The organism is Erythrobacter sp. S259 (genome assembly GCF_057364965.1).
This window is the reverse complement of record NZ_CP200286.1, coordinates 849,458-871,299: the sequence shown is the minus strand read 5'-3', so window position 1 is coordinate 871,299 and position 21,842 is coordinate 849,458. Positions and strand designations below refer to the sequence as shown.

16 protein-coding genes, 1 tRNA gene, 1 other RNA gene and 1 pseudogene are annotated in these 21,842 nt (G+C 56.7%); 4 read left to right on the top strand and 15 right to left on the bottom strand.

Annotated features, from left to right (window positions below):
• The first annotated feature begins 122 nt into the window (after positions 1-122).
• Positions 123-2,039 carry a cation:proton antiporter domain-containing protein gene (locus AC0V60_RS04095; RefSeq protein WP_486177256.1) on the top strand — a complete coding sequence of 639 codons (1,917 nt, stop codon included), beginning with the start codon at positions 123-125 and terminating at the stop codon, positions 2,037-2,039.
• Between the two features lie 303 nt (positions 2,040-2,342).
• Here the strand turns inward: AC0V60_RS04095 and AC0V60_RS04090 are convergent, their stop codons facing one another.
• The 3 genes from AC0V60_RS04090 to AC0V60_RS04080 form a co-directional block, all read right to left on the bottom strand.
• Positions 2,343-2,792, bottom strand: coding sequence for a response regulator (locus tag AC0V60_RS04090; protein WP_486177255.1), 450 nt, complete (start codon positions 2,790-2,792; stop codon positions 2,343-2,345).
• Between the two features lie 160 nt (positions 2,793-2,952).
• Positions 2,953-6,183 carry a CheR family methyltransferase gene (locus AC0V60_RS04085; RefSeq protein ID WP_486177254.1) on the bottom strand — a complete coding sequence of 1,077 codons (3,231 nt, stop codon included), beginning with the start codon at positions 6,181-6,183 and terminating at the stop codon, positions 2,953-2,955.
• Positions 6,184-6,698: 515 nt separating this feature from the next.
• A tRNA-Tyr gene (locus tag AC0V60_RS04080) sits at positions 6,699-6,784 on the bottom strand.
• Positions 6,785-6,954: 170 nt separating this feature from the next.
• On the opposite strand from AC0V60_RS04080, the gene AC0V60_RS04075 reads away from it, so the two are divergent.
• Both AC0V60_RS04075 and AC0V60_RS04070 read left to right on the top strand, forming a co-directional pair.
• On the top strand, positions 6,955-7,746 hold the full coding sequence (locus AC0V60_RS04075; protein ID WP_486177253.1) for a TrmH family RNA methyltransferase: 792 nt from the start codon (positions 6,955-6,957) through the stop codon (positions 7,744-7,746).
• 49 nt (positions 7,747-7,795) lie between these two features.
• Complete coding sequence (locus AC0V60_RS04070) at positions 7,796-8,737, top strand: hypothetical protein (protein ID WP_486177252.1); 942 nt, start codon at positions 7,796-7,798, stop codon at positions 8,735-8,737.
• A gap of 124 nt (positions 8,738-8,861) precedes the next feature.
• On the opposite strand, the gene AC0V60_RS04065 is transcribed toward AC0V60_RS04070, so the two are convergent.
• From AC0V60_RS04065 to AC0V60_RS04025, 9 genes and pseudogenes are all read right to left on the bottom strand, one after another.
• Positions 8,862-9,134 carry an HU family DNA-binding protein gene (locus AC0V60_RS04065; protein ID WP_486177251.1) on the bottom strand — a complete coding sequence of 91 codons (273 nt, stop codon included), beginning with the start codon at positions 9,132-9,134 and terminating at the stop codon, positions 8,862-8,864.
• Positions 9,135-9,413: 279 nt separating this feature from the next.
• Positions 9,414-11,813 (bottom strand): endopeptidase La, encoded by a 2,400-nt coding sequence (lon, locus tag AC0V60_RS04060; RefSeq protein ID WP_486177250.1) that lies wholly within the window; start codon positions 11,811-11,813, stop codon positions 9,414-9,416.
• 109 nt (positions 11,814-11,922) lie between these two features.
• Positions 11,923-12,348, bottom strand: a complete 426-nt coding sequence (locus AC0V60_RS04055) for a hypothetical protein (RefSeq protein WP_486177249.1) — start codon at positions 12,346-12,348, stop codon at positions 11,923-11,925.
• A gap of 71 nt (positions 12,349-12,419) precedes the next feature.
• Positions 12,420-12,761: a YbaB/EbfC family nucleoid-associated protein gene (locus AC0V60_RS04050; RefSeq protein ID WP_486177248.1), complete on the bottom strand. Its 342-nt coding sequence runs from the start codon at positions 12,759-12,761 to the stop codon at positions 12,420-12,422.
• 16 nt (positions 12,762-12,777) lie between these two features.
• Positions 12,778-14,597: pseudogene (locus tag AC0V60_RS04045) on the bottom strand (DNA polymerase III subunit gamma/tau).
• Positions 14,598-14,658: 61 nt separating this feature from the next.
• An RNA gene (ffs, locus tag AC0V60_RS04040) (signal recognition particle sRNA small type) lies at positions 14,659-14,753 on the bottom strand.
• A 134-nt stretch (positions 14,754-14,887) separates the two neighbouring features.
• On the bottom strand, positions 14,888-15,166 hold the full coding sequence (locus AC0V60_RS04035; protein WP_486177247.1) for an ETC complex I subunit: 279 nt from the start codon (positions 15,164-15,166) through the stop codon (positions 14,888-14,890).
• Between the two features lie 121 nt (positions 15,167-15,287).
• Complete coding sequence (hrpB, locus tag AC0V60_RS04030) at positions 15,288-17,759, bottom strand: ATP-dependent helicase HrpB (RefSeq protein ID WP_486177246.1); 2,472 nt, start codon at positions 17,757-17,759, stop codon at positions 15,288-15,290.
• An 83-nt stretch (positions 17,760-17,842) separates the two neighbouring features.
• Positions 17,843-18,853, bottom strand: a complete 1,011-nt coding sequence (locus tag AC0V60_RS04025; protein WP_486177245.1) for a polyprenyl synthetase family protein — start codon at positions 18,851-18,853, stop codon at positions 17,843-17,845.
• Between the two features lie 66 nt (positions 18,854-18,919).
• Between AC0V60_RS04025 and AC0V60_RS04020 the strand changes: the two genes are divergently transcribed.
• Complete coding sequence (locus AC0V60_RS04020; RefSeq protein WP_486179433.1) at positions 18,920-19,204, top strand: chorismate mutase; 285 nt, start codon at positions 18,920-18,922, stop codon at positions 19,202-19,204.
• 5 nt (positions 19,205-19,209) lie between these two features.
• On the opposite strand, the gene AC0V60_RS04015 is transcribed toward AC0V60_RS04020, so the two are convergent.
• The 3 genes from AC0V60_RS04015 to AC0V60_RS04005 are packed head-to-tail and all read right to left on the bottom strand — an operon-like array spanning position 19,210 to position 21,798.
• Positions 19,210-19,614: a hypothetical protein gene (locus tag AC0V60_RS04015; RefSeq protein WP_486177244.1), complete on the bottom strand. Its 405-nt coding sequence runs from the start codon at positions 19,612-19,614 to the stop codon at positions 19,210-19,212.
• Between the two features lie 53 nt (positions 19,615-19,667).
• Positions 19,668-21,170, bottom strand: a complete 1,503-nt coding sequence (locus AC0V60_RS04010) for a sensor histidine kinase (protein ID WP_486177243.1) — start codon at positions 21,168-21,170, stop codon at positions 19,668-19,670.
• Complete coding sequence (locus tag AC0V60_RS04005; protein ID WP_486177242.1) at positions 21,118-21,798, bottom strand: response regulator transcription factor; 681 nt, start codon at positions 21,796-21,798, stop codon at positions 21,118-21,120. The genes AC0V60_RS04010 and AC0V60_RS04005 overlap by 53 nt, the downstream gene beginning before the upstream one ends.
• Between the last annotated feature and the right edge of the window lie 44 nt (positions 21,799-21,842).

Genomic DNA, 21,842 nt, shown 5'->3' with positions numbered 1-21,842 from the left:
AGCGATGATGTAACAAGAAATCACAGTTCAAGGCCGCAAAGGTCAAAAGCGCCGTCCTTCGGTTAGCGCCTCCCACGGTTAGACCTTGTGAACAGATCACATCGGGCATAGCTCCTTTGGCCATGACCGAATTTCTTCTTCTTGCCACCATCCTTCTCGCCGTTGGTGTCGCCGCTGTTCCCATCGCCACAAGGCTGGGCTTGGGCTCGGTCCTTGGATACCTCATAGCAGGGATGGCGATCAGCCCTTTGCTCGGCGCTCTTGGCGTCGATGTGATCGCGCTTCAGCATTTTGCCGAATTTGGCGTGGTGATGATGCTGTTCCTCATCGGCCTGGAGCTCGAACCTCGGAAATTGTGGGAGCTGCGTGTGCGGCTGCTTGGCCTTGGAGGGGGGCAGGTGCTCATCACCATGGGGCTCATGGCAGGCTATGCGCTTTTTGTCGGCAGCCAGTGGCAGACCGCATTGGCGGTGGGGATGATCCTAGCGCTCTCCTCCACGGCTATCATCTTGCAAACGCTGGATGAAAAAGGCCTGATGAAAACAGAAGGTGGTCAATCGTCCTTTTCAGTCCTGCTCTTCCAAGACATCGCAGTGATCCCAATGTTGGCGATCATACCGCTTCTCGCCCTGCCAGAGCTTGCAGGGGCAGCGGCAGGTTCTGGCGGTGAGGATTACAGCCATTCGATCAACATTCTGGAAGGCTTACCAGCGTGGATGGCTGGCCTCATTACCTTGGGAGCCATCGCGTTCGTGGTGCTTGCTGGAAATTATCTCACGCGCCCCTTGTTCCGATACATCGCATCAGCGGGTCTCCGCGAATTGTTCACTGCGACCGCTTTGTTGTTTGTGGTAGGGATCGCGCTTTTGATGACTGTGGTGGGTCTCTCCCCTGCCCTTGGCACGTTCCTCGCCGGTGTCGTCCTCGCCAATAGCGAATACCGCCACGAGCTTGAGACCGATATCGAGCCGTTCAAGGGGCTCCTTTTAGGGCTCTTCTTCATTACCGTGGGCGCTGGCATCAACTTCGCTCTCCTGTTCGAAAGCTATGCCAGCGTGCTTGGTTGGACCGCGGTTCTGGTCGTGACAAAGGTTGCGGTGCTGTACGCACTGGGCACATTCTTTGGCATCAAAGGCCAGGACCGCTGGCTGTTCTCGCTCGGTCTTGCGCAGGCAGGAGAGTTTGGTTTTGTGCTTTTAAGCTTTGCGGTTGGCGCATATGTCGTCCCGCAAGCGCTTGCCGATCAATTGCTGCTGATTGTGGCGATGTCGATGCTTATCACGCCGCTCCTTTTCATCTTCTACGACAAGGTTATCTTGCGCCAGTACCAACAGGGCCGCGAGCGCGCTTTTGATGACATCAACGAGCCTTCCGACATCATCCTTGCAGGGCGCGGCCGGGTTGGCGGGATTGTCGACCGGATGCTGGAAACCGCCGGCTACAATACGACGGTGATAGATTATTCCTCGGCTCAGATCGACCGGCTGAGCAGATTTGGCATACGCACCTATTTTGGCGATGCCTCGCGGCCAGACCTCTTGCACTCTGCCGGAATTGAGCGGGCAAAGCTCCTGATCATTGCAATCGACGATAAAGAAGCCACAAACCGCCTTGTCACCTATGTCAGTCAGAACCACCCTAAGGTGCACGTTATAGCACGGGCCTATGATCGCAGCCACGTGTTCCAACTCTGGTCGCTTGGCTGCCGCGATATTATCCGAGAGACTTACGACAGCTCGCTTCGAATGGGCCGATCTGCGTATCAAGCGCTAGGCGTATCAGATGCCCGCGCGGACGCCATGACGCAAAAATTTGAAGAGATGGACCGCAGCACCATGGAGCCCATGGCCGAGGCATTTGATTTCGATACGCCTCCTTGGGAGAACAAAGAGATGATCGAACTGGTCAAGAAACTCCGAAGCGAATGGGACCCGCTTTTGCGCGAACAAATGGCTCAAATCATGGGGCAAGATGATCTCGAACAGCTCGGCGAGTTTGACACGCCTGCCAAGAAAGTCTCGCAAAAAGAACCTGGGTAAAGTTCCCTTTCGTCTCGCCGGATTTTTTCAAATATCGCATGAACGATGTCTCCCCCGGACGCTAGCTGGGTGTCGCTAGCTGAGTGTGTCTAACTGCTTATGGCAGCCTGCAAGTCCTTGCCTGCGCGCTGAAGAGGTCAGCGAATGCCGCAATGTCACAGCCTCAGGTGAGTACTTCCCACCAGGAGAAGTCGGCAGGCTATAGCGAGAGAAATCCTTCCACGCCGCTTTGCTGGGAATGTTGCCGCAGGCTGCGGGCATCACGTCAAATATAACCTTCGGCTCGCCCAAAGATGTGCGTTACTAGCGCCTCGTCTGGTTCAAACCCCCGGGCGCAAGCAGCCGTTTGACGGTATCGAGCAAATCATCGGGGTCAATTGGCTTGGCAATCGTCCGGTCCGCACCGACAGATTTTGCAGAGGAAATCGCCTGAAATTGGTCTCCCGAAAAGGAGCCAGAAATCGCGATGACCGGCGCGGGATGACCAAGGATTTGCTTCAGCTTGGAGATGAATGTGATCCCGCCGTGAGTGGCAAGTTTACCTTGCCTCTCTTCGATGAGGAGATCTGAAATGACCAAGTCGACAGGCTGAGTTTCGATGTGTCTGAGAGCATCAATCACATTGCTGAACAGTGCCACATCATAGCCCGCCTCCTTTAGAGAACCGAGCAGCAAAATACCGAAATCGGCATCGTCTTCGAGCACCAACACCTTTTTCGGTGTATCGGCGTCCAAACTGTCATGCTCATTCATCGAGGCTTGCCTCCCAAAAGTCACTTAGTAATTTCTATCATTAGAGTGTCAAACACATGCGTCGCCACCTTAATCGGGCCAATGAACGAGGCGCATAAGACACTTGCAGTAATAACTGAGCATAATTTGCCTGGTTCCTTGTGACACAAATCACAAGGATTTAGTCTTCAGTGACTTCGATCGTTGGCCCAAGGATTGCTCTTGTGGTTTCGCTGTCTGATCCAATGGCGGTAATATTTGCTCGAAGTTTTCTTTGTTTCTTACCTTTGGACTTGACGTTAAAATCAAAAACCGATCTTCCGCCGCCTTCTCTGGCGGTTGCCAGGTTCTGAGCGATGAGAGGCACATCTTTCGCAACCAGGTTTGCGGTGAGCTCTTCGAGGGAAACCCGCCCTGCCCCCGCCAGTTCCAATTGCCTTGCCAGCGTCTCATCTACATCGGCATATCCCGCATCCAGATCGAGGGTCGCAAGACCCATCTGGGCGCCGCCCATGGCTGCTTTGTAAGGGGCATGCCATTCGCTTGGCGCCACTATGTCAGGCCCTGAGCCGGGCAGCTCAAAGCACACGCCGGCGATCATTTTGCGGCCATCATGCGCGGTAAAGGGCGCTGCGGAGATCTTGAGACGCCGGTTTTCACCGCCCGCCCCGGCAACCTCGACGATTTGCTCATATCCATTGCCAGTGGGAATAGCCGAACGCTTCAGTTCTTCGTTTCTCTCGCGCTCATCCTCGCTAACATTGTGCAACAGCACTTCTTCAGCGAAGACACCGGCTCCATTGAGGCCCAAAAGCTCAGCGGCCACTTCGTCGATGGCCGCTGTCTTGTTCTCGATATCCGAATCCCATGATCCCACCTTCGATGAACGCATAGCAAGGCGCAGCTTTTTGGTCTCAATTGCAAGTTCGCGGCGCAGCTCTACTTCTTTGGTGATATCAACAAAGGAGAGCGTCACCCCGTCTACTTTGCCTCCTGCATAAACATACGGAGTGATGCGCAAAAGATAGCTTTGATCCCAGCCTTCGGAATCGACCGTTTCATAAGCGGCGGTCCCGGTGTCGATCACCTCTCGCACTCGGCGCTCCAAGGGAAGATTGCCAAGGCGAAGGTCGAATTCTGAAATCAACCGGCCTTCATCCTTGCGCATAAGCGGGAGCAATTTGCGCGCCGCCTCGCTCAAGTGACGAATGCGCATATGCCGGTCGAGCACCACCATTGCCAAATCCGGCGATTGCAGGAGGTTGTCTAGGTCAGAGTTGGCAAATTTGAGCTCATCAATCTTGTTTTTGAGCTCTTCATTGGCAGTGGTCAATTCCTCGTTCGATGACTGAAGCTCCTCATTCATCGACATCATTTCTTCGTTGGAACTTTTCAGCTCCTCATTGGCGGTCTCGATCTCCTCGACCTTTTCCTTGATCTGACGGCGCAGCAGGCGATTTTCATCCTGCACTGCGTGAAAACGCTCGTCTTGCGAAGGCGGGTCGATCGCATATTCATCGACAATCGGTTGAAGGCGCTGTTTGAGGTTGAAGATCAACAAGACAGTGTCATCGCCCATCGGATCAGCGATAATATCGACCCGCTGGACGCCGAAAGGCGAGGAGATGTCGACGTCCTTAAGCGCGCGCCGGCTTGATGAGGCGAAAGCATCCGCAACCAGCGCCCCGCCCACTTCGGCAAGCCCCTCGCGGGCCAATTGGTCGAGGCGGCTTTCCGCACCCGGAATGGACTTTAAAAAGAGCGCCAAATCGCCCGAACTATCGACAATACGCCCGTCGCTCGAAAGCCTGATAAAAGGCGGCCCGTAGCGTTCGAAAACGGCCTTGTTTGAGCTGTCGAAACTGCTGTGACGAGGAAAATCAAGTTCCTCCGCCATACGCCGCCCGATCTTGCTTGCGCTGCGCGTTTGAGACGTGAGCGATAAGGGCAGATTGAGCGAGCCGCGTTTCGCATTCGCATTACGGCGGTAAATCCGCGAGGCTTTGTCGAGTTCAAAGAACAAATCGCCGGCCCGCGACGCGCTTTCAGACGTGCCAAGGAACAAATGGCCGCCTTCCCGCAGACTGAAATGTAGCAGCGGGAAAACCTGGACCTGCAAGGTGTTTGACAGATAGATCATCAAATTGCGGCATGAGATGAGGTCGATCTTTGAAAACGGTGGATCTTGGATCAGATCATGGACGGAGAAACGCACCATCTCTCTAATCTTTTTGTGCACTTCAAAACGGTCATCAATCCCGACCAGACAGGTCTCGTGAAACCTGTCCGGGATTTCATGCAAAGAAGAAATTGGATAGCTGCCCTGCCGAGCGGTCTTGATCATCTCTTTATCAAGGTCGGTGGCAAATATCTGGATCAGAGGCCGCTTATTCAGCTCTGTGCAGGTCTCCTCAAGCATCATGGCGATGGTGTAGGCCTCTTGCCCGCTTGAGCAGCCCGGTATCCACACGCGCAAGGGTTCATTGATTTCTTTGCTGTTGACGAGCGGGATAAGGATCGCTTTGCGCAAAAGCTCAAACTTCTCACGATCGCGAAAGAAACTCGTGACGTTGATCAGGAAGTCATTGACAAGAGCGCGCTGTTCATCCCGGCTCTGAGCGAGATATTCGATATAGGCATCTGCATCTGCACTCGCGACAAGCTGCATCCTTCGGTTCAATCTCCGCAGCAAAGTTGCTTTTTTATAGCCGGAAAAGTCGTACCCTTCTTCCTCAAGCAGGATATCGCAAATTGTCTCAAGCGCCCGTTGTGCCTCTTCATCATCGCCGGGCAAAAGCTGGTTGGACGCGCCGTCAAAATAACCGGCGATACGGGGAACAATCTCGCCCGCACTGGCGGTAAAATCGACAGCCTTTGTGGCAAGCGCTGAATGAGGCATTCCATCATAGCGTGCCTCTTCCGGGTTTTGAACCAGCGAAATTCCGCCAAACTGCTTAACGATTTGCACGCCGGCAGTCCCATCACCGCCAGTGCCCGACAAGATCACCGCGGCCGCATTATGACCTTGCGAATAGGCAAGCGATGTCAGGAACTCATCAATCGGACGCCTGACGCCGCGCGGTTGAGGGAATGGTTCAAGCCGGAACTTGCCATCTACGATCTTCAAGCTCGCGCCCGGGGGGATGATGTGCAGACAATCAATCTCCACATGGTCATTTTCAGAAATCTGGCGAACCCTGATCTGGGTCTTGCTCGACAGTAGCTCTGCCATCATGCTTTCATGGTCCGGGTCCAAGTGCATCACCAACACGAAGGCCATGCCAAGTCCGCGATCAACCTCCCGGAACATTTCTGTAACGGCCTCTAACCCGCCAGCCGACGCACCGATACCAACCACTGGAAAATCAAGCTGAGATTCGCTTTCAGAAGCTTCAACTTCTTGATCTGTCATACGTTTAGATCCCTCATTCCCGTACTATATCGAGGTGCAATATTGACTTCAATCACTTGTCGGCAGGTTTGAGCGATTAAAATGTAGTAATCGCCGCCCATTTAGAATGGTCCGCACAGAAACCATAACCAATCAAGTCAATAAAGGTGCCATACACAACTCGAATTTATGAAAGAAAGGCAATTTCAGGGGCTAAATATCTGAATGGCATTAGACACTCTCGCTAAAGCATTTCAATCTTGGCAATGCGTAGCTTTGCCGCGTAGGATTAAATGCGACACCCAAAGTAGGAGTGGTGAGCTGCCCTCAAGTAATCATTTGATCGACCAATATCACGCCCGAACACGATGCTCACACACTGACATATAGTCATTTCTGGGCCAATGAATGGGACGCTTTTCAACGGCACTTGGCAGCCCAAATGCCATGTTCGACATCAACCAAGGTCACGGGCGCTGCGCCGGTTACTGTCCGCGGAAGCCGCGATAAAGGTAGGCGCCGGTGGTGGGTGCCGGTGGTGGACAGGGCTGGATTCGAACCAGCGTACGCTCGCGCGGGCAGATTTACAGTCTGCTGCCTTTAACCACTCGGCCACCTGTCCACACATGGGCCTGAATTTGGCATCAGCGAGGATGCCTGTTCATAAAGCTAAGCCAGAGGCTTTGCTGCCGAGAGGCGCCCCTTTGGCGAAGCTGTGCTTGCCTGTCAATGGGGCTACTGGCAAAGGGCCACACAAGATATGGGCCAAGGCACAATTTAAGTTGAGATTTTATGGCAAAAGGTGATCGCAAACGGGCTTTAAGAGGCCGCGCTGGACGGATGAAGGGTGGCCGCGGATCGGGCAAGGGTACTGCGGGCTACGTGCGTCTTTGGGGCCGCCATCCGGTTGAAGCCGCTCTCAAAAATCCGGCACGCGAACACCGCAAGCTTTGGGCAACGCGCGAGGGGATCGAAACTCTCGACGGCGAGCTGCCTGCGGATTTCCCTGTTGAATACGCCGATGTCAGCGATCTTGCGCGCCTTGTCGCCAAGGATGCCCCTCATCAGGGCCTTGTGCTTGAATGCGAGCCACTGCCCGATGTTTTTCTCGACGAGGCAGCAACAGGCGACCCTGCACGCCCTGTGGTCATCCTCGACCAGGTTACCGATCCGCACAATGTGGGCGCAATTTTGCGCTCGTCAGCTGCATTCGGCGCTGCATGCATCGTCACACAGGATCGCCATGCCCCGCCCGAAGGCGGAGTGCTCGCCAAATCTGCCTCTGGCGCGTTGGAAACGGTGCCGTGGGTGCGCGTCGTCAATCTGGCCCGCGCGCTCGATGAACTGGCCGAGGCTGGATATTGGCGCATTGGACTTGCCGGAGAGGCCGAGGCGACCCTTGCCGAAAGCCTTTCAAGCGGCCCGCTCGCGATTGTTCTTGGCGCTGAAGGCGAAGGGATGCGGCACAACATCGCCGGGCACTGCGACACTACGGCCAAGCTGCCAATTTCGTCGGATATCGAAAGTCTTAATGTTTCGAATGCAGCAGCTATTGCATTATATGCTGTTGCCACCCGCTCTTAAGGGTCCGCTCCCAGCTTTTTGGAACAGGCTAATTTACTGGGGAAACCAAATGACCGTTCAAACACAGATCCGCACACCAAAGCGTGCCTTTGCAACCGCACTGATCGCGGGCTTCTCCTTGCTGCTCACCGGCTGTTTCATCACGCCGGGGAAGTTCACATCTGAACTCGTACTCACCAAAGAGAACCGTTTCACCTTTACATATGAAGGTGAGATATTTTTCCTCGGCCTATCGAGCATCGCAGAAATGGGCGCAGCGGGCGAAGAATTCGAAGCAGAGGAATGTTATAGCGAGGACGGCTACGAGCTTCGCGAATGCACCGATAGTGAGCTCGCCGAACAATTGGTGGTATGGGAGATGAATGCTCCATTGCGCGTTGCAAAAGCGCAAGAGCAGGCAAAGCAGATGAGCGCTTTTATGGGCGGCATTGATCCCACTGACCCGGAGGCCACTGCGAACCTTGTCGAGCTTCTTTCACGTCAAAAAGGATGGGAGCGGGTCACCGACAAAGGCGACGGCGTATTCGATGTCCTCTACACGATCGAAGGTGAGCTCAGCCATGACTTCATGTTCCCAGTCATCGAGGGTTTTCCCAGCGCAAATCCGTTCGTTCAGATAATTATGCGCGATGGCAATACCGTGCGGGTCAATGCGCCGGGTTTTGCAGTCCAGAACGGAGCCGATCCCATGGGCGGTATGATGGCAGGAATGTTGGCGGGAATGGGGGGAATTGGCACTCTGGCCGCCAGTGGGAGCACGGGCGAAGCTGTTGGGCCTTCTGATGGCCCAAATGCAGGCCCAGGCGCGGGCGAGCAGGCCCCCATCACACCCCTTATCGAAGGCTCTTTCACCATAGTGACCGATGGTGCGATTAAGGCAAACAATACAGATGAAGGCGCAATCGCGACCCAGAACGGCGAAAAGCTCACTTGGGAGATTTCACCGCGAACTCGCGCAGCCCCAACCGCTTTGATCGACCTCTCAACGTAATGATAGCAACAATAGAAAAGGCCCCGCCAGCCATATGCTGGGCGGGGCCATTCTAAATTCAATCTAACCCTATTGCCTGATTAATTGCGCCCACGCTCAAAGAGACTGTGAGCGCAGCGCACGCTTAATTAACAGCGTCCTTAAGTCCTTTGCCCGCTTTAAACTTGGGCTGGTTAGAAGCTTTGATCGGCATCGGCTCCCCGGTGCGAGGATTGCGGCCCATAGACGCCTTGCGTTTTGCCACTGCAAATGTGCCAAACCCGACCAGTCGCACTTCGTCACCATCCGCAAGAGCTTTCTGAATTGCATCAAACACACCTTCCACCGCATTTGCTGCATCGCTTTTAGAAAGTCCGCTAGTCTCAGCGACTGCACCGATCAGATCGTTTTTGTTCATTACCTACTGCCCCTCATTCTTTTCGAAGTGGTTAGAGTGAATCGCCCCGGCTAAGGGGCGAATTAGGACGTTTTTTCCCAAGCTGTCAAAGACAATTCCGGCGATTGGGCCAATAATAACACCCAAATCCGCGCTTTTGCGATCAACCGAAGTCGATAAAACAGAGCTCGGGGGTCAGATTGTGAAAGCAGGCACCAGTTGCATTTATTGCAACTAGTGGGCCATCAATCCAGACCGGCCGTGCCCATGCCGCTCACCGCTACAATCACGCCGCAACGTTTAGTGCGCTGTCGCAGTTCCCCCACCGGGCAATTGCTGAGCACCAGGTTGCATGGCGAGATCATCCGCCTCGGTCCATTCAATCGGTGATGCCCGGTCGATAAGCGCATGCTCTAGCACCTCATCAACATGCGATACGGGAATAATTTCAAGGCCCTCTTTCACATTTGCAGGAATCTCTGCCAGATCTTTAACATTCTCCTCCGGGATCAGAACTTTGGTGATCCCGCCCCGAAGCGCGGCGAGGAGCTTTTCTTTGAGCCCGCCAATAGCAAGCACACGGCCTCGCAAAGTCACCTCGCCCGTCATCGCGACATCCGGGTTCACTTTAGCACCTGTGAGCGTTGAGACGATTGACGTCACCATCCCGATGCCAGCACTCGGCCCATCCTTGGGCACCGCGCCTTCGGGCAGGTGGATGTGGATGTTCTTGCGGTGATAAAGCGATGGTTTGATGCCGTAGTGCGGGCTGCGCGATTTCACGAAGGAAAAAGCAGCCGCAACGCTTTCCTGCATCACGTCACCCAGCTTACCAGTGGTTTTCACCTCGCCTTTGCCCGGCGTCGTAACGCTCTCGATCGTGAGAAGCTCGCCGCCAACACTCGTCCAAGCCAACCCCGTCACAGCGCCCACTTGCGCCTCGTCTTCGCTCATGCCGTGTTTGAATTTACGAACGCCTGCAAATTCCCCGAGATTTTCAGGCGTGATGGTGACGCTGGTCGCCTCTTTTTCCAAGATTTTGCGCAAGGTTTTGCGCGCAAGCCGTGCAATTTCACGCTCAAGGGTGCGAACGCCAGCTTCACGAGTATAATAACGGATGAGGTCGCGAAGTCCCTCTTCGGTGAGCTCAAACTCGCCCTTCTTAAGGCCGTGGTCCTTCACCTGTTTGCCGATCAGGTGGCGAGTCGCGATCTCGACCTTCTCATCCTCAGTGTAGCCCTCAAGCCGAATGATTTCCATCCGGTCGAGCAGGGGTTGAGGCAGATCGAGGCTGTTTGCGGTGGTCACGAACATGATGTCCGACAGGTTCAGATCGAGCTCGAGATAATGGTCTTGAAATTTGTCGTTCTGCTCTGGATCGAGCACTTCGAGAAGCGCGCTCGCGGGATCGCCGCGGAAGTCTTGGCCAAGCTTGTCGATTTCATCGAGCAAGAACAGCGGATTGCTGGTGCCAGCCTTCTTGAGGTTGTTGACGATCTTACCCGGCATCGAGCCGATGTAAGTACGCCTGTGCCCGCGGATTTCTGCCTCATCGCGCACGCCGCCCAGCGACTGGCGCACGAACTCACGGCCGGTTGCCTTGGCGATGGATTTACCAAGCGAGGTTTTACCCACACCGGGAGGGCCAACGAGGCACAGGATCGGGCCTTTAAGCTTATTGGTGCGGGCCTGAACCGCGAGATATTCGATGATGCGATCCTTGACCTTCTCAAGACCATAGTGGTCCGCATCGAGAATGTCCTGCGCCTTGGCGATGTCCTTTTTCACGCGGCTCTTCTTGCCCCATGGCAGCCCAAGCAGCACGTCAAGATAATTGCGCACAACCGTCGCCTCTGCGCTCATCGGCTGCATGCCTCGCAGCTTTTTCAGCTCTGCCTTTGCCTTGGCGTTGGCCTCTTTGGAAAGCTTGGTCTCTTCGATTTTCTTGGTAAGCTCAGCGATTTCATCGCCGCCCTCGCCATCATCGGACCCGCCCAGTTCTGACTGGATCGCTTTCAATTGTTCATTGAGGTAATATTCGCGCTGCGTTTTCTCCATCTGGCGCTTTACGCGGCCACGGATTTTGCGCTCAACCTGGAGAACAGAAAGCTCGCCTTCCATAAAGGCCATGACCAGCTCAAGGCGCTTAAATGGGCTGGCTTCGGTGAGGAGCGATTGTTTATCCGAAACCTTGGCGCTCAACGCTGCAGCAATCGTGTCTGCAAGCTCTCCTGCATCGTCTATTTCAGACAGGTCGACATTGTTCTCTTCGCCCATCTTCTTGTTGAGCTTTGCGTATTCGCCAAATTGGTCAGTGACCTGCCGCATGAGAGCTGTGACTTCCGTGCCTGCCACTGTCTCAGGCTCAAGCATCTCCACAATGGCGAGCTCATAGCCGTCGTCGTCGCGCAAAGAGCTGAGCTTGGCCCGGTCTGCACCCTCGACCAAAACACGCACAGTGCCATCAGGCAGCTTGAGCATCTGCAGCACCTGCGCCACCACGCCCACATCGTAAAGGTCATCGCTCACCGGATCATCGCAGGCTGGATCGAGCTGCGCGAGGAGGAAGATATCTTTCGATGCCTCCATCGCGGCTTCTAGCGCGGCCACCGACTTATCGCGCCCAACAAAAAGGGGCACGACCATGCCGGGGAAGACGACGATGTCGCGAAGGGGTAGAAGAGGGTAGCTGTGTGTCATATTGTTCAGTCCAAGACGGTCCCACTCAAAAGCGAGCGGCGCGCCGTTTGTTGGAATATGGGAAGGCTTACTTACCTGCGCAATGGGGGCTGTTACGAAGCTGTGGATGCTAAAGGCAGGTTCCCCACGTCGGTTCACCGGGCTGTGCTAAGACCGCCTTGGTCGTCGCTTCAATCGAACTGGGATTGGCCTGGGCAAGCCCTATCAAAAACCTGTCCGTATCGCTTTCCAGCGCATCAAGGGTGCACAACTCTTCAGTAGACACGTCGGCATTGCCCTGCTGAGAGCGAAACGCGTTCAGCCTTTCCTGGCTCCAGCCAAACTCTTTAAATCTCTCAGACAAATCACTTCGCGAGCGTTCGTAGGCAGCTACGGTCTCTTGCGATGCAAAACGATCACCCAGATCGCACCTCAAAGCGACTTGGTAACCGGCCTCTACAATCGCAGCCCAGCAAATTACACCCATGCTGGTTGAAACAGTGTTATTGCCCTTCTGCGCCCCCTCACTCTCTTGCGACACATTCGCTGTGGCCAAGGCGCCCCCTACAAAAAGCGCTGCTGATAGGGACAAGCTAAAGCACTGGCGAAGTCTCTGTTTCATCGCATTCACCCCATACCCGGTAGATTAAATCCCGGCGGCAGGCCCATCCCGCTCTGCATCTCTTTCATCTGCTCTTCTGACACGCGGTCCGCCTTGTCACGCGCATCGTTGAAGGCTGCGGTCACGAGGTCTTCGACGATGTTCTTTTCTTCCAGCTTCATTAGGCTGTCGTCGATGCTCACGCCCAGAATGCGGCCCTTGGCTGATGCGCGCACTTTGACAAGGCCGCCGCCTGCCGCACCTTCGACCTCAATCGCGTCGAGCTTCACCTGCATATCGCCCATTTGTTTTTGGATTGTTTCCGCAGCCTGCTGCGCTGCCTGCATCATTTCTTCCATGCTTTTCATGGGGTAATCCTTTTTCTTAGTTCCAACTGCGCCCACCGCTTGCGGTGCGGGCTACAGTTTCATCGGGGTCAATTAATTCGCTATCGGGAAAGGCCTCGAGAGCCGCTTCTACCAGCGGGTGAGCGCGGATGCGATCTTTTGTGGCCTTGGCCGCGGCCTCATGCGCCTCGCGCAAAGATCGCTGCGCCTCGCCGCTGCCACGCTCAACCAGCCATCGCTTTCCCGTTAGTTTGAACAGGCTATCTCGGATATCGGGGATGGGATCATCAGGATAGCTGTCGGCCTGCTCGAAGATCAGTTTTCCATCTGAAAGCTCAATCACACGGACCCGGTCGCGCATAATCTGAGCCACGCGCAATTGGCCGCCTTGATCGACTTGCTCGACCAGTTGCGCCCAATCGAGCGATTGGCTCGGCGCACTGGCAACAGGTGCTGGTGAGCCCTCGCCCGCCGGAGCTGCGGCGGGTGCAATACCGCTGGCCGCGATTTCCTCAATGCGTTTGGCGAGTTTGCCCGGGTCAGGCAGTTCGGCTGCGTGCAGCACGCGCAAAAGCGCCATTTGCAAAGCCACCAGCGGATCGGGCGCTTGGCGGACCTCGTCATGACCCTTCAGCATCAATTGCCACAATCGGTGAAGCTCTCCCGCTCCCAGCCTTGCCGCAAATTCCGCCAATGCGCTGCGCTCTTCTTCGCTGGGTGCATCGGGTTCGCCGCCTGAGACCTGCGCGACGGTGATCCGGTGCACCAGATCCATTAGCGTGCGCATCAAAGCCAGCGGTTCAACACCAAGCGCATATTGCTCATCAACGCCGGCGAGAAGCGCCTTGGCGTCCCCTTCAAGGATGTGACCGAGCAAACGCCGCTGCGCGCCCTTATCAGCAAGGCCGAGCATATCGCGAACCCGCTCCGCGCTCACCCCGCCACCAGAACCCATATCGGCGTCCATATCCGCGTGCGCAATCGCTTGATCGAGGATGGAGAGGCCGTCGCGCACAGATCCTTCCGCAGCAGCGGCGATGATGTTGAGCGCTTCTTCTTCTGCCTTCACACCTTCAAGCGAGCAGACTTTGGCAAAGTGCTCAGCCAGCATTTCAGCGGGAATGCGGCGCAGGTCAAACCTCTGCGTCCGGCTCAGTACCGTAACTGGCAATTTCTCAACTTCGGTTGTCGCGAACAGGAATTTGACATGTGCGGGCGGCTCTTCGAGCGTTTTCAGCAGAGCGTTGAAGGCGTTGCGCGAAAGCATGTGCACTTCGTCGATGATGTAGATTTTGTAGCGCGCAGAGACCGCAGCATAGCGCACCTGCTCGATGATCTCGCGCACATCATCGACACCGGTATGGGACGCTGCGTCCATTTCGATCACGTCGATGTGGCGACCTTCTGCGATAGCGGTGCAATATTCGCATTTGCCGCAAGGGTCGATTGTTGGGCCGCCCTGCCCGTCTTCGCCCACACAATTGAGCGCTTTCGCAATAAGGCGCGCCGTGGAGGTTTTGCCGACCCCCTCACCCCGGTCATCAAGAAGGCATGCGCGAGCCGGTCGCGCTCAATCGCATTGCCAAGCGTTCGCACCATGGGTTCTTGCCCGATGAGTTCGGAGAAGGTCTGAGGCCGGTATTTGCGCGCAAGTACGCGGTAAGGTTGGTTGGTGTCGGTAGGAGCCGGTGCGGGCGCTGATGCTGGCGCAGGTGTAGGCGTTGGCTCCAGTGCTGAAGCCGGTGCGCCCATATCGCCGCCCCCAAACATAGAGTTCTGCCCCGCCGCCTCTAATTCGGCAGCGCTTGGAGCCTCTTCTTCTGGGCTCTCGGGCAGGTCTGGGTCGGAATCACTAATCACACATGCAAGCTAGGCGTTTGCAGGCCGCTTGTCATCGCGAAGTGTGGGCAAGTTGTGAGAAAAAGGAGCCGAGCGACCCGCCGCAATTCACCTGGGCTGCTACCTTCCGGTCCTGACCCGGTGAGCGAACGCAAACGTCCACCCGACTCCCGGTGAGGCATATGGCGGGGGTTGATTGAGATTTCAAGCGTTGTTGGCCCACCCTCAACCCCTCCCGCCTGCGGGAGGGGAGCGAGACTTGCTGAACCGAAGGTGAGGCTTAGTCGCAGCGGGGTGGGCAAAGCACCCTACCGGAAATTATCGGCGTAGGCCTGTATCTTAAGTGACTTCGGCGGCGTCGCGCGAACGCGGGCGACAATCCCTTGTTTCTCAGCGTAATCTTTCGCTGCTTCTTTGCTTGGAAATTTCAGCTTCACCTGAACCTGCGTATCGCCGCTTCCGGTCCAGCCCATCAGCGGGTCCGCGCGGCGCGCTTCGCTGGGCGCGAATTCAAGCACCCAATCATCAACCTTGGCTTTGCCTGATTGCATTGCGCTTTTGGGTTGCTGATAAATAGTCGCTGTCATTCTTTGGTTATCCTCGCTTATTGCGATCAAAGTTCGCACCGCTGCGGGCGGGCCGTCGCCCTTGCGGTCCGCTGTCGCGGCCCGTTTCGATCCCTTTACGAGGCAGGCCCATAATCCAATATCACTTACGATTGAAGGCGTTTTTGGTCCGAAGGCTGGGTATTTCCTTCCAAGGTTCTTCGGGCCAGCGATGTTTGGGATAGCGGCCCTTCATGTCTTTCGCGACCTCCGCCCATGACCCGCGCCAAAATCCGGGCAAATCGCGGGTCGATTGGATCGGGCGGCCAGCAGGGCTTGTGAGCTTTAGGAGCAGCGGTGTGGTGCCGATCATAGGGTGCACGTCGAGCCCGAATAGAGCTTGCACCCGCACTTCCACACTGGGCGCCTCATCGCCTGCGTAATCGACCGCGTGGCTCGTGTTTGCAGGGGAGGTGAACTTCATGGGCGCCTCAGTGTCGAGCCTTTGGCGCTCGTTCCAATCGAGCAGACCAAGCGCTGCATCGGCAAAGCGGCCCGCTGGCATGTTCAGATCGCGCCGCCCTTCGAGCAAGGGAGCGAGCCACATGGCGGCCTCGGCTCTGAGGTTTTCGCCAGAGAGGCCAGCGACGCCCGCGAATTGACCCCGCGCGAGAAATCCCGCCGGCAATATTGCCCCCAGACCATCCAGAGCCTTCTCCACAAGGATGTCCACAATCACTTGGGGATCTGGATCAGGATCAGGCCCACTTGAAAGAACAATCGCGCCCAGCCGTCTTTCGCGCTTGGTCTCAGCGCGTTTTTTGTCAGAATTCCAGCGCGCTATTGTGCGCTCTTCGAGTTCATCGGCAAATATCCGCTCAACACTGGCGCCCGAAAGTTCAGCCGCTGCCGTAATTCGTGCGCCCTTCGCCTGTCCCTGTGCATCGCCGATCACGATCCAATCTGCGCGGGCCAAAGGTGAAGCAGGATCAAGCTGAAAACCCCGCCCACCAGCGCTCAGCCAGTTTTCGCCGGACGGATCGCGCCTGCGCGCTACGAAATCGGGCCGCGCAAGGGCAAGGCATTCTGCTGCATCGACATCGAGGCGCGTGTCCGACGAGGTCAGCTTGGCTGCGGTCTTCGCCCAGCCTGAGGCGATACGCGCCGCGCTCCCTGCCCGCTTTCCACGATCACCGTTCCACCGCGACAGGCGCTGCGTCAAATCTTCACTGCGCCCGCCAAGTCCGCGTTCCTGTAGGAGCATGATGAGGCGGGCAGCCTCTTCCCCGCATCCAGCCCGCGCGCCGCTGAGGACACAAGCGGCATGGTCAGGCACCATCGGCATTGCCGCAATTGCCTCGCCCCAAGGGGTAATGCGCCCGTCTTCATCAAGCGCCCTTAGAGCCGTGAGCGCGCGCTTGGCCGCTGCAACCGATGCTGCGGGCGGCGGGTCAATCCAGCGCAAATCCGCAGGATCGCTTGAGCCCCATTTGGCGAGTTTCAGTACGAGCGCGCTGAGATCAGCGGTTTCGATCTCAGGCGGCGCAAATTCAGGACGGCCCAGATGTCCTCCTTCTTCCCATAGGCGATAGGCGACGCCCGGCCCTTGCCGCGCCGCGCGCCCTGCCCGTTGTGCAGCGGCAGCTTGGGAAGCGCGCCGCGTCACCAAATGGGTGGTGCCTGCCGCACGGTCATATTCGGCCATACGCGCAAATCCGCCGTCCACCACCGCGCTGACACCGTCAAGGGTGAGCGATGTTTCTGCAATCGCGGTCGCGAGCACAATGCGCCTGCGCCCTTGCGCGTCCCGCCGGATTGCCGCGCGCTGGGCAGCGGGTTCAATTTGGCCATGCAAGGGCAGTATGGGTGTGCCCGGCAGCTTAGCCTCTAGCCGCTCGCGGGTGCGTTCGATCTCTCCGACACCGGGGAGGAAGGCAAGAATGTCTCCGCTTTCGATGCCCGCACTATCGCGCCACGCGGCCATCACGCCATTCGCGACCTGATCCTCGATACGCGCGGATGGATCAGATCCAAGCCATTTGATTTCCAAAGGAAAGCTGCGCCCTTCGCTTTCGACCACAGACGCATTTTCGCCGAGGAGACCTGCAAACCGCTCTCCATCAATTGTCGCCGACATAACCAGCACACGCAGGTCATCGCGCAAGACTTCGCGCGTTTCGAGAGCAAGCGCGAGGCCGAGATCGCTGTCCAAATGCCTCTCATGCGCTTCATCGAAGAGTAGGGCAGAGACGCCGCTAAGCTCAGGGTCTTCGACAAGACGGTTCGCGAGGATCGCCTCTGTCACCACCAGCACGCGGGTTTTGGTGCTGGTTTTGGAATCGAGCCGGGTCATATACCCCACCGTCTCACCCGGTTTTTCGCCTAGCATTTGTGCCATGCGTTCCGCAGCCGCGCGTGCGGCGACACGGCGCGGGCTCGTGAGGATGATTTGGCCTGTGCACCAAGCCTCGCCGAGAAGATCCGGCGCGACAGCGGTTGTCTTACCCGCCCCCGGAGGCGCTATCAGAACCGCCGCACCTTCGCGCGCCAAGGCTTCCCGAACATCGGAAAGCACCTCATAGATGGGGAGAGTTGAATCCAAAGAATGCCGTTCGTGCTGAGCCTGTCGAAGCATCGCTTCAACTTCGGATTACGGCGCTAACCCTTAGGCTGCCCTTCGACAAGCTCAGGGCGAACGGATATGCGTAGTGGGAGGGCTCAATAACCCCGCGCGACCGCAAACTGCGCCGCTTCGCCCATGGCGGCGCGGGCCTTGCTGTCGGGGAAAATTGAGATCGCATCAATCGCGCGCTGCGCAAAATGGCGTGCCTTTTCGCGGGTGTCTTCGAGTGCGTTGTGTTTTTCGATCAACCCAATCGCATGCGCCAAATCTTCATCCGATGACCTGTGCCCAAGGATTGCATCTTTCCAGAACTTGCGCTCGTCCGCATCGCCCCTTGCATGGGCGAGGATTACCGGAAGCGTCATTTTGCCTTCGCGGAAATCATCACCTTGGTCTTTGCCCATTTCAGCCGCGTCTGAATCGTAGTCGATCGCATCATCGACCAATTGGAAAGCCACACCAAGGTTCCGACCATAATCTTCAAGTGCGCGCTCTTGCTCTTCGCTGCATTCTGCGACCACCGCACTGATTTGGCTGGCAGCTGCGAACAAAGCCGCCGTTTTCGCGCCGATGATATGGAGATAGCGCTCTTCGCTGGTTTCGATCTGGCGCTGGGAAGACAATTGCGCGACCTCGCCTTCTGCGATTACGGCAGAGGCATTGCTGAGAATTTTGAGAACCTTAAGGCTCCCATCCTCAGTCATAAGTTCAAAAGCGCGGCTAAAAAGGAAATCACCAACCAAAACCGTCGCGGGATTGCCGAAGATAATATTCGCGGCCGCCTTGCCGCGGCGAAGCTCGCTTCCATCCACCACATCATCGTGGAGAAGCGTCGCGGTGTGAATGAATTCCACAGCCGCTGCGAGCTTGTGGTGGCGCGTACCTTGATATCCCACCAGCTCAGCACCAGCCAGCGTCAGCATCGGGCGCAGGCGTTTTCCGCCGCCAGAAATAAGATGCCCGGCAAGGCGCGGGATGAGCGGAATTTCGCTCTGCATCCGTTCCAGAATCACTGTGTTTACCGAGTTCATGCCGTTTGCTGTCAAAGACAACATGGGCTCGATCGTCGGCTGTTTGCGGGGAAGAGGGATAACGTCCGCAGTCATGGATAGAGCCTTAGGAGGTGCGCGCGTGGCTTGGCAAGCGCAGAATTGATGCGTACTGCGCACCATATGTCCCACGACCCACAACTCACCAAGTTTCGCAAAAGCATCGACAATATTGATGCCGCGATCATTCACATGCTGGCCGAACGGTTTCGCATCACGCAGGCTGTGGGAGAGTATAAAGCGAAGGTAACCCTGCCGCCTGCCGATCCAGCGCGTGAGGAGCGTCAGATCGCGCGGCTTCGCAAGCTTTCAGAAGAGGCGGACCTTGACCCGGAGTTCAGCGAGAAATTCCTGCGGTTCATAATCGAGGAAGTCATCCGCCACCATGAGAAAGCGCGCGGCGGTTAACTTATTCATTGTGTGCTTGACGTGTCGACTGCCGACTGCGGCTCCAGCGGCGGGGTGACCGCCCGCTGATCAGAATGCAGCTTGCGTTCGGCGCGAATAGCCTCCGCAATTGCGCGACTACGTTCTTGCAACGCGCGGCGTCCGGCGCGTGAAAGCTTGACGCGGTTGCCTTCCCGATCATACGCGTAGCTTCCTCCGCCCGGATAGATCAGTCCTGGTAAATACCGATTGCCGAAGCAAAGCTCGCCGCATTGTTCGGGCCCAACTGGACCGTTTACCAGCTCCGGCGCCACATAGGGATTATGAAAGACTGTGCGCTCGCCGGATAGGCCGACACCTTTATCATAGTTTGCACAGCCTGTGAGAGCCAGACCGGCGGCGATTATCAGGCAAGAATTCACATATCTCATTGACATCTCCAAGCCTCTTAGGTGTGGACCGTCACAGGTTAATCCCAATTGAACTACGCTCGCGGTAACCGCAACTCCACCAGCAGGCCGCCCAAATCCTCGCTTTCACCAAGCGTCACCGACCCGCCGTATATCTCCGCAACATCGCGCACAATTGCCAGGCCCAGACCCGTGCCCGGCTTGCCCGTATCCAGCCGCGCTCCGCGGTCGAATATGCGCTTGCGCTCTGATTCTGGTATGCCGGTGCCGTCGTCCTCGACCCAGATCACGCATTGCTGCGCATCAGGCTCATTGTCGAGGGTCACAAACACGCTTCCCCCGCCGTATTTCGCCGCGTTTTCTATGAGGTTTCCGAGGATTTCATCCAGGTCCTGCCTCTCGATAGAGACCACGGCGCCTTTGCCACCGGCTATATCCAGGCGGCCTTGCGGATAGAGGCGCTCGACCGCGCGGCGCACAGCTTCGGCGCTTCCTCGAAGGTCACTGCGAGCCTGACCCACAGCGCGCCTGCCTACAGCACGGGCCCTCGCCAAATGGTGGTCCACATGGCGCTGCATCGTACGCGTTTCGCGGAAGACCGCTTCGTTGAGGTTCGGATCGCGCGCGGTTGCAGCATTGGTGAGCACCGTCAGCGGCGTCTTCAACGCATGCGCAAGATTGCCAGCATGGGTTCGCGCCTCTTCGGCTTGGCGTTCAGTATGATCGAGCAGCGCGTTCACCTCATCGACAAGCGGCTCAACCTCTGCGGGAAGCGGCTCTGTAATACGGTTTTCACCAGTGGTGCGCAGTTTCTGGATCGCCGCCCTCACCCGGCGAAGCGGGGACAAGCCATAGCGGATTTGAAGCAGAGCCATAACGATAAGGCCAAGGCCCAAGACCGCAAAGCTCCAGGTCAGTATTAATCGGACCTGCTGGATTTGATTGTCGATTTGCTTGGTCGCGCTCGCTACGGCGAAAGTCCAACGCGTTTCGCTCCCCGGCAGCAAAACGGTACGCTCCGCAATCCGCAGCGGCTCGCCCTCGAACTGCGCAGAATTGTAAATGCTGACTTGACTGTCGAAGTCTTCGGCCTCGGCATTGGAAATGCGTCCCTGCACCTCAAGCATAAGCGTCCGGTCCCAAAGCGAACGCGAGGGGTAAGGCTCATAACCCTCCCCGCTGATTTGCCAATATAGCCCGCTTCCCGGCTCCAAGAACCTTTGATCGCCAAGTGTGCGGTAAAACCAGACCTCGCCGAAACTGTCGATTTCGGCCGAGGCAATCATTGAGGTCAGCTGATACTCAAGCTGCTCATCGAAATTGGCGACCACTTGCCGTGTCAGTGTACGCTCGAGCGCGATCCCGCCGCCAAGCAGCAGGATTATAATCCACCCCGCTGCGATCAGCCCCATCCGCCTCGCAAGGCTGGCGCGAGGTTTTGACCTCTCGATTTCCGCTGGCACCGTCAAGGCCGGCGCCTCAGCACCGTCCTTAATAGGGACCTCGCTCAGATCACCAACCGCCTTATGAGGCTCTTGGGGGCTCTGCTGGGTCGTCGAGGCTGTAACCGAGGCCACGGATGGTTGTGATTACCTCACTGCCAAGTTTCTTGCGGATGCGGGTGACAAAGACCTCAATCGTATTGGAATCGCGGTCAAAATCTTGATCGTAAATATGCTCGATAAGCTCTGTGCGGCTCACCACCTTACCCTTGTGGTGCATGAGGTAGGAGAGCAGCTTATACTCCTGCGCCGTCAGCTTCACCGGCTCGCCGTCCAGCGTCACTCTGCCAGATCGTGTATCCAGCCGGACTTGACCAGCGGTGAGCTCAGATGAGGTGTTGCCCGAGGCACGGCGGATAAGCGCGCGAAGGCGGGCGATGAGTTCTTCGGTTTGGAAGGGTTTGGCGAGGTAATCATCCGCGCCCGCATCAAGCCCGGCCACCTTGTCGGACCAAGAATCCCGCGCCGTAAGCACCAGAACCGGGAAAGTGCGTCCCTCTTTACGCCACATGCCAAGAACCGAAAGTCCGTCAATTTCAGGCAGGCCCAAATCAAGGATACAGGCGTCGTAATCCTCAGTGCTTCCAAGGAAGTGCCCGTCTTCGCCGTCGGTCGAAAGGTCTACGGCATAGCCATTTTGCTCAAGGGTTGACTTAAGTTGTTGGCCGAGAGTTGGTTCATCTTCGACAATTAGGATGCGCATATTCCACCATCTTTTTGTGCGTTTACCCGATGAGACGTGAGCCT